Origin of the sequence: Rhodococcus sp. ENV425 (assembly GCF_002887785.1) — a bacterium.
GTDB lineage: Bacteria > Actinomycetota > Actinomycetes > Mycobacteriales > Mycobacteriaceae > Rhodococcus > Rhodococcus aetherivorans.
The window spans coordinates 20,912-29,430 of sequence record NZ_PCZU01000214.1 but is presented as its reverse complement, the minus strand read 5'-3'; the positions used below and the strand labels follow the sequence as shown (position 1 = coordinate 29,430).

General features: G+C 68.8%; 8 protein-coding genes. 4 read left to right on the top strand and 4 right to left on the bottom strand.

What is annotated here, in order from left to right; genetic code table 11:
- The first annotated feature begins 43 nt into the window (after positions 1 to 43).
- The gene (locus CQZ88_RS18350; protein ID WP_029546416.1) at positions 44 to 922 is read left to right on the top strand and encodes a TIGR03619 family F420-dependent LLM class oxidoreductase; all 879 of its coding nucleotides are present in this window, start codon (positions 44 to 46) and stop codon (positions 920 to 922) included.
- A 3-nt stretch (positions 923 to 925) separates the two neighbouring features.
- On the opposite strand, the gene CQZ88_RS18345 is transcribed toward CQZ88_RS18350, so the two are convergent.
- From CQZ88_RS18345 to CQZ88_RS18330, 4 genes are all read right to left on the bottom strand, one after another.
- Positions 926 to 1,642 carry an SDR family NAD(P)-dependent oxidoreductase gene (locus CQZ88_RS18345; RefSeq protein WP_043797999.1) on the bottom strand — a complete coding sequence of 239 codons (717 nt, stop codon included), beginning with the start codon at positions 1,640 to 1,642 and terminating at the stop codon, positions 926 to 928.
- 51 nt (positions 1,643 to 1,693) lie between these two features.
- On the bottom strand, positions 1,694 to 2,596 hold the full coding sequence (locus CQZ88_RS18340; RefSeq protein WP_065921997.1) for an enoyl-CoA hydratase: 903 nt from the start codon (positions 2,594 to 2,596) through the stop codon (positions 1,694 to 1,696).
- Between the two features lie 141 nt (positions 2,597 to 2,737).
- The gene (locus tag CQZ88_RS18335; protein WP_006939852.1) at positions 2,738 to 3,853 is read right to left on the bottom strand and encodes an MFS transporter; all 1,116 of its coding nucleotides are present in this window, start codon (positions 3,851 to 3,853) and stop codon (positions 2,738 to 2,740) included.
- Positions 3,854 to 4,155: 302 nt separating this feature from the next.
- Positions 4,156 to 4,944 (bottom strand): FadR/GntR family transcriptional regulator, encoded by a 789-nt coding sequence (locus CQZ88_RS18330; protein WP_102800126.1) that lies wholly within the window; start codon positions 4,942 to 4,944, stop codon positions 4,156 to 4,158.
- A 126-nt stretch (positions 4,945 to 5,070) separates the two neighbouring features.
- Between CQZ88_RS18330 and CQZ88_RS18325 the strand changes: the two genes are divergently transcribed.
- The 3 genes from CQZ88_RS18325 (at position 5,071) to CQZ88_RS18315 (ending at position 8,410) form a co-directional block, all read left to right on the top strand.
- Positions 5,071 to 5,877 (top strand): SDR family NAD(P)-dependent oxidoreductase, encoded by an 807-nt coding sequence (locus CQZ88_RS18325; protein WP_065921998.1) that lies wholly within the window; start codon positions 5,071 to 5,073, stop codon positions 5,875 to 5,877.
- 257 nt (positions 5,878 to 6,134) lie between these two features.
- A complete protein-coding gene (locus CQZ88_RS18320; protein WP_006939844.1) occupies positions 6,135 to 7,352 on the top strand; it encodes a CaiB/BaiF CoA-transferase family protein in 1,218 nt (405 codons plus the stop codon).
- On the top strand, positions 7,349 to 8,410 hold the full coding sequence (locus CQZ88_RS18315) for an LLM class flavin-dependent oxidoreductase (RefSeq protein ID WP_232334142.1): 1,062 nt from the start codon (positions 7,349 to 7,351) through the stop codon (positions 8,408 to 8,410). Before CQZ88_RS18320 ends, CQZ88_RS18315 begins: the two co-directional genes overlap by 4 nt.
- Positions 8,411 to 8,519 lie beyond the last annotated feature (109 nt).

Genomic DNA, 8,519 nt, shown 5'->3' with positions numbered 1-8,519 from the left:
CGGACGAGTCGTCTCACCATCGATCACACGAAAGGCGAACCCCATGGCCTCCATCGGACTGAGCGCATACGGAATGAATCCCACCGAACTCGTCGAACTGGCGGTCTGCGCCGACGACCTGGGATTCGACGCATTGTGGCTGGGGGAGCACGTGCTCCATCCGGTCGCCTACTCCAGCAGCCACCCTTCGACGGGGACGGCGCAGCACCACACGGGACCCATCGTCGATGTGTCGACGGAGCTGACGGATCCGTGGGCGGTGCACGCGGCCGTGGCCGCGACCACGAACCGCATCAAACTGGGCACGGCCGTGTATGTCACTGCCCTGCGGCACCCACTGCACACTGCGCGCACCACCATCACCGTGCAGGAACTCAGCGGCGGTCGTCTGCTCTTCGGGGTCGGCGCCGGATGGCTCGAGGAGGAGTTCGCAGCGTTGGACGTGCCGTTCCGCAAACGTTTCTCGCGCACCGACGAGTGCGTGACGATCCTGCGGAAGGCGTGGTCGGGCAGGCCGTTCTCCCACGAGGGCGAGCACTACCGGTTCGATGAGGTACAACTGCATCCTCGCCCCGTGCACGTGCCTGTCATCCACGGCGGTAACGGCCCGAAGGCGCTTGCCCGCGCGGCGCGGCTGGGAGACGGATGGTTCTCCTCCGGCACCCCGAGCTTCGGGCAGGCGGTGGAGATGGTGAACGAGATTCGCAGGCTGCGGCGCGAATTCGGTCGGATCGGCGAGTTTCCGTGCTACGTGCGCGTCGACGCGGCGACTTCGGCGGACCTGCGCCGGTATCGCGACCACGGCATCGAGGACCTCGTGGTCTGGGCCGACTCGGTCTGGAAGGGCGACTCCGCCGAAGAGCGCCGCGCCTTCCTGACCGCGGCCGCCGATCGCCTGGGTGTGGGACCGTCGCGGGTGTAAGAGTCAGTCCGAGCCTGCGACGTTCACGACCGGGATCGACGCGCCGCTGACCGCGCGCGAGGAATCACCGAGCAGGAAGCCGATGACCTCGGCGATGTCGGTGGGGCGGGCCCAGCTGGAGCGGTCGGCCTCGGGCATTGCGTCCCGGTTGGCGGGGGTGTCGACCATGGTAGGCAGCAGACCGTTGACGCGGATGTTGTCGCCGGCGTATTCGACTGCGAGCGCCTGGACCAGGGCGGAGACGGCGGCCTTGGAAGCGACGTAGGTGGCGGCGCCCGGGAAGGGCCGGACTGCGGCGGCGGAGCCGATGCACACCACGGACCCGCCGCCGTGGCGGATGAGTTCGGGTAGGGCGGCCTGGATGACGCGGTAGGCGATCGTGAGGTTGATCGACAACTGGGCTTCGAGGACCTCGATGGGCGTTTCGTGGACCCGGCGGCCGGCAGCGAATCCGCCGACGAGGTTGACCACGCCGTACAGCGGCCGGGCCTCGTCCTTCGTCGCGCACTCCACGACCGCCTCGACGTCCTGCTCGTCGGACAGATCGGCGCGGATCGTCTCGAGGTTCGGGTGCGGAGCGACGCGGTCGAGTTCGGCCTCGACGTACCAGGGGACCACCAGCCGCCAGCCGGCGTCGAGGAGGTGGCGGGTGACCGCGGCGCCGAGGCCGCCGGTGCCGCCGGTGACGATCACGGTGCGGGCGGGGGACGTCTCGTTCATGGGCAGAGCCTTTCGAGGTGCGAACGGGTGGTATCGGGATGGGAGGTGCGGTCAGGGCACGCGAGGGTCGGCGCGCCGGATCTCGGGGGCCGCGCGCCAGTCGTCCAGCCCGTGCTCGACCGTGCCGATGCAAGTTTCGCCACGGGTCAGCGCGGACCAGTGGGCGTGATTGAGTTGGTGAAGGGTGAAGCCCGCGTCGAGGGCGGACTGGAATCCGCCGGCGTCCTGGCTCTGGTTCACCGATTCCTTGATCAGCAGGGCTGCCATGGTGGGGATCCGGGCGATTCGGCGCGCGAACGCGAGGGTCGAGTCGGCGAGTTCTTTCTCGGGGAAGATCTTCGAGACCATGCCGAGGGCATGGGCATGGGCATCGGCCGCGTCGAGGCAGTCACCGGTCAGGAGCAGTTCCTTGGTCTTGCGGGGACCGAACTCCCACGGATGTGCGAAGTACTCGACGCCGCACATCCCCAACCGGGTGCCGACGACGTCCGCGAACGTGGTGTTCTCGGCTGCGACGATCAGATCGCAGCTCCACATCAACATGAGCGCCGCGGAGTACACGGCTCCGTGCACCTGCGCGATGGTGATCTTGCGGAGGTTACGCCATCGGCGGGTGTTCTCGAAGTAGTAGTGCCACTCCTGGTGGAGCCGCATCTCTATCTCGGAGTAGGTGGCTCCGTTGCAGGCGTAGGAGACGTGCTGGCCCGAGCCCGGAGCGCGCTCGCGCACGTCGTCCGAGGACCCGAGATCGTGCCCGGCCGAGAAGGACGGTCCGTGGCCCCCCAGGATGACCACGCGCACCGTGTCGTCGGCCTCGGCGCGTGCGTAGGCCTTGCCGAGTTCGACGAGCAGGCCCCGGTTCTGGGCGTTCCGCTGCTTCGGGCGGTCGAGCATGATGCGGACGATGCGACCCGCGTCGAGGGACTCGTAGGTCAGGTACTGGTAGTCGGTCATCACGGTCCTCACGGAGTCCGGCGCCGGCCGACGGTGTGTCCGCGCGCCCGGCTAAATATTGCAATATTTGGTGTGGTTATCGATATGTACCGTATCCTTTGCTGTGGCGCAAGTCACCGGGCCGCTGTAAGGCTTTGCGGTTCAACGCTGCCGACGGTGGTGAACGGGCAGTCGGCGCCGGCCGAGGGCCAGCACCCCCAACGCCAGCGCGACGGCGCCGGCGGCGGCGGCGAACGGAACGTGAGGGTTGAAGATCTCGCCCATCCGGCTTGCGAGCCACGGGGCCACCGCGCCGCCGCCGAAGCGCACGAAGCTGTACGCCGCGGCTGCGGTGCTCCCGTCCACCGGCGCGGCGTCCATACCGATTTCGGTCACCAGGGTGTTGAGGACGCCCAGGAACAGGCCCGAGACGACGATGCACGTCACGACCGCCGGTCGGTTGCCGGTGAATACGGCCACGACTGCAAGGGTGAGGGCGAACAGGGCCAGGCCCAGGGCGGTCGCGCCGATCGCGCCGAGCGCGGTGCGCAACCGAGGCGCGACGGACACCGACGAGATCACCACGCACACGCCCCAGCCGCAGAAGACGAATCCGAGCCGAAGTGGATCGAGTTCGAGGACGAACGGCGCGTATGCGAACAGGGCGAAAAGGCCGAGGTGGTACAGCAGGGAGACGAGGGCGATCGACAGCAGGCCCGCGTGCCCGAGCGCCCGGAGCGGTGCGATGAGCGGGATCGGCCGGTCGGGCGTCGTGGCGGGCGGCAGCAGGACGACGAGCAGCGCGAAGGCCACGGCCATGAGTACGGAGGCGCCGAGGAAGGCGGCGCGCCAGGAGATCTGGCCGAGAAGCCCGCCGACGAGCGGGCCCGTCGCGATGCCGATGCCGACGGCCGACTCGTAGAACACGATCGCTTTCGGCGCACCGCCGGTCGCGGCGCCGACTATCGCGGCGAGCGAGGTCGCGACGAACAGCGCGTTACCCAGTCCCCATCCGGCGCGGAAGCCGATGATCTGGCCGAGCGTCCCCGACAGGCTCGCGCCCAGGGAGCACCCGGCGATGACGAACAGGCCCAGCAACAGGGTCTTGCGGGTGCCGATGCGGCTGGATATCGCGCCGGTGACCAGCATCGCGAGACCCATCACGGCCATGTAGCCGGTGAACAGCAACGACACCTGTGACGGCGTGCCGCCGAGCTGCTCGGCCAGCGGGCGCAGGATCGGGCTGACCACGCCGATACCCATGAACGCGACGATCACGGCGAACGTGATGGCCCATACCGCGCGCGGTTGCTTCGGCTGTCCCGGTGCCGCACCCGGGGGAGGCGCGGCAGCGGCTCTGAGCGGTTCTGCCGGACGCGCCGGGAGGGAAGTCTCGGCGGCGGGTATGGAGGGTCTGGTCGTCAAGGGGTCTCCGCTCTCGTTCGTCACCCGACGGGACACGCTCGACCGAGAACGCCGCGGAACTCCTCCGGATACGGTCATGCCGCATACGAACGGGCCGCACCTGCCGGGTGGACCCGGGGAGGCGGCGGCCGGACGACGAAGGGCAGGCTAGTCGGTCAGAGCCACTCCACCCGCTCGTCGAGGATGCGCGGGTTCTGGCGGCTGATGCGGTCGATGACCTCGCGCATGTGTGCGCGGGTCAGAGTGCGGGCGAGTTCGGCGTTGCCGGCAGCGATGGCGTCGTGGATCTGGCGGTGCGGCTCGGTGAAGGACTCCCGCTCCTTCTCGTTCCACTCCTCGGGGTGGGCGCCGAGCATCCGGTCGGTATACAGGTGGGCCAGGGCCGAACCGGTGAGGTCGAGGACGTAGTTGCCGGTCAGGTTCCGCAGCGCGCTGTGGAATCCGGTGGCGGTCTCGGTGACCTCTTCGTTCGACATGTCCGGTCTGAGATCGTGGGCGGCCAGGGGAGTGAGGTCGACGTCCTCTCCGGCGGCGATCCGATCGGCGAGCATTGCTGCGGCCAGCCCCTCCATCTCCAGGGCAGCCTCGGCGACTTCGCGGAACTGAATGCCGTTCGCCTGCAGATACATCGACAGCGTGTCGCCGAACTCGGAGCCCGAGGGCTCCGACACGATCGGGCCCCCGCCCAGGCCCTGCCGGACCGTCACCAGCCCCTGCGCCTCGAGCAGGCGCAGGCCCTCTCGCACCGACGCGCGGCCGACCCCGAACCGCTTGGCCATGTCGTTCTCGGACTCGAGCGCGGAACCCGGGCCGAGCCGGCGGTCGGCGATGTCCTTGGCGACCATGCGCGCGACCGTCCGCGAGACCTTCTCGTTCCGTGTCATCGCGATGGCGCGTCGGAGGGCGGCGGTTCCTGTGGGAGAACCCATGGTGTTGCGCGTCATTCGATGTCCTCGTCGGTTGTTCGGTCGGCGATCGGGGTGGTGATGAGTATAGGGACGGGGACCGTCCCGACCGGGCACTCCTCCTTAACCATGCCAATATTTCGTATCTAATGCTATACCAAAGCTATGACGCAGCACACAGTGGAACCCTATTCGACGCACTCCGGCTCGCGGCACCAGGCGCTGGTCGGGCAGAATGCCCTGGTCACCGGCGGTAGCGAAGGCATTGGCCGCGGTATCGCGGAGCGGTTGCTCGACGCCGGCGCGACGGTCGCGGTGGCGGCCCGCCGCCCCGAGATCCTCGACGAGGCCGTCGCATCGTTGCGCGCCCGGTGCGGCGACGAGTCGCGGGTCGCGGGCATCGTGGCCGACATCGCCGACGCCGACTCGGTAGCGGCGATGTTCGAACGGGTCGAGCGGGAGTTCGGTTCGCTCAACGTCCTGGTCGCGAACGCCGGCAGCGGCACCGTGGCGCCGTTCCTCGAACTCACCGAGGAGCAGTGGCAGGCCTGCATCGACCTCAATCTCACCGGCACGTTCCGGTGCGTGCAGGCCGCGGCCCGCGCGATGGTCCGCCGAGAGGGGACGAATCGCTCGATCGTCGTGGTCTCGTCGATCCGGGCGCTGGGAGTGCGGCCGAGCCTGGTGCCGTACGGCACCGCAAAGGCCGGTCTCAACCAGTTGGTACGAATGGCTGCCTACGAGCTCGCCCCCACGGGCATTCGGGTCAACGCACTGTCCCCCGGGATCACTGCGACGCCACTTACGCAGGAGCGCAATTCGCTGTTCGACGAGCGTGCCGCCACCGTGCCGATGGGGCGCGCCGGTACGCCGGCGGACATGGCGAGCGCGGCGCTGTACCTCGCGGGCCCGGACTCGGCGTTCGTCACCGGGACGAACCTCGTCGTCGACGGCGGGGAGTCCCTGTACTGACCTGTCGCGCGGAAGCCGCGGGACCGGATCCCGTGCGTATCGAACAGGCCTTCAACGGTGATGTGATGTACAACTCATAAAACATTGCTATAGTTACGGTGTTTTTCACCCCGGCTCTGGAGGCCGCTCCGTCGAATCCGCGCCCGTGTGTCGCCGCGCCGGCCGACGGAACCACCACCACACGCAGCGTAGCTGCCGTGTGGCCCGAAAATCTTTGCAGTAGAACGTGACTGCGGTACGACGAAGGAGAACGCTCGATGACCAAGGTGATGAACGGAATCAAGGTCGTGGAGGTCGCGTTGTATGCGTTCGTCCCCTCGGCCGGCGCGATCCTGTCCGACTGGGGAGCCGACGTGATCAAGGTCGAGCACTCCGACTTCGGGGATCCGATGCGCACGACCGCGGCGTGGGGCGTGCCCGGCGACGTCGACGGCATGTCGGGTCTGTGGGAGATCAACAACCGTGGCAAGCGCGCCATCGCCCTCGACATCGCCACCCCGCAGGGTCGCGAGGTCCTCATGAAGCTGGTCGAGACGGCCGACGTCTTCTCCACCAATTTCCTGCCGGATGCGCGGACCAAGCTGGGTATCGACGTCGACGACATCATGGCGCGCAATCCGCGCATCGTCTACGCGCGCGGCACCGCCCAGGGGGTGGCCGGACCCGACTCCGAGAAGGGGGGATTCGACGGCATCACCTACTGGGCGCGCTCCGGTGCGGCGGGGTCGATCGCCCCCGGCGACCTCGAGTGGCCGGCCAACATGCCGGGCCCGGCCTTCGGCGACGTGCAGAGCGGCATGGCGCTCGCCGGCGGGATTGCGGCCGGACTGCTGCACCGCGAACGCACCGGGGAGGGCATCGTCGTCGACACGTCGCTGTTCGCGGTCGGCGCGTGGGCGATGCAGGCGACCATCGCCGGCGCCCAGCTCGTCGGGGCCGCGGAACTGCCCTATCCGGACCGGTCCGCGCCGGTGAACCCGGTCTCGAACATCTACCGGACCAGCGACGGCCGGTACATCCATCTGGCGTTGTTGCAGAGCCAGAAGTACTGGCCCGGGCTGTGCGAGGCGATCGGCCGACCCGACCTGATCGACGACCCGCGTTACGCGACGTTCGAGGACCGCGCCCGCAACACTCGCGAGTGCACCGCCGAGCTCACCGAGGTGTTCCGGACCCGCACCCTCGCGGAGTGGACGGACATCCTCGGCAAGCAGGAGGGACAGTGGGACGTCTTCCGCAAGCCCCTCGACGTGCTGACGGACCCGCAGGCGATCGCGAACGAGTACGTCCGCACCGTCGAGTACGAAGACGGGCGCACTCTGGATCTCGTCACGGCGCCGATGCGGTTCGGAAACGAGGCGCCGGTGCTCACCCGTGCCCCCCAGCACGGTGAACACACCGAGGAGGTGCTGCTCGAGCACGGCCTCGACTGGGATCAGATCGTCCAGCTCAAGGTCGACGGCGCGATCAAGTGAGCCGGCTCCGGGACGCGACGGTGGGCCACCGACGCCGTCGCATCCGGGTCGGCCTGGGAGCGCTGACCGCCCAGACTGTCGGCGGGACCGCGGCGGAGTCGGGCCGGGCGTTGGACGCCCTCGTGCGGCATGCCGTGACCGCTGAGAAGTCCGGGTTCGACTCGGTCTGGCTCAGCGAGCACCACTTCGCAGAGGACGGCCATCTTCCCAGTCCCCTGGTGGTGATGGGTGCGCTCGCTCGCGAGACCACCGCTGTCGACCTCGCGACCAACGTCGCGATCGGGCCGCTGTACGATCCGCTGCGGCTGGCCGAGGATGTCGCGGTCGTCGACCAGCTCAGCGGCGGGCGCGTGATTCTGGGCCTCGGACTCGGTTATCGCCCGGAGGAATTCGCGGCCCTCGGCGTCGATCGTTCGCGGCGCGGACGAATTCTGGAGACGACCGTCTGCACACTGCGTGCGGCCTGGTCGGGCGAGGCGGTCGTGACGGACGGACGGACCGGACATGCTGTGCCGGTGCGCCCGCTCCCCGCACAGACCGGGGGACCGCCGATTCTCCTCGGGGCGTTCGCGAGTCGGGGTGTGCGCCGCGCGGCGCGCATCGCCGACGGTTGGATCGCGCCCGAGCTCGCGTCCGTCGCGCAGCTGGCCCGCCGGATCGGGACGCTCGAACTCGCAGACCTGGACCGGCCCTTCCACATCGCCCTGACGATGTGCGCGTTCACCGCGGCTTCGGGGGCGTGGGAGACGGTGGCGGCCGGGCATTCCCTTGTCGGCGACCGGTACCGGCGCTGGATGGCGCAGGCCGGGGACGGCGCCGTCCCGGACGGGCCGGGCACGAACGTGCCCGTCTCGACGCGGCCGGACCATGTCGTGGCCGGCACGCCCGAAGAGTGTGTCGACCAACTGCGTCCGTGGTGGGAACTGCTGAGGGCGCTGCCGCAGACGGTGAGCGCGCACGTGACGGTGCGTGTGGTGTTCCCCGGAGTTGACGATGCAGCGACCCGCGAGTCGATCCGGCTGCTGGGAACGGACGTATTCCCGGCTCTGGCCGAGTGACTCGGCCCTCGTGACGCGGAACGCTTCCGGGTATGGACTGTGATCTAAATCTCCGTTAATATTCGCATGTTCCTAATAGTAAGGGCATGCAATCCGCCGAGCGGATCTT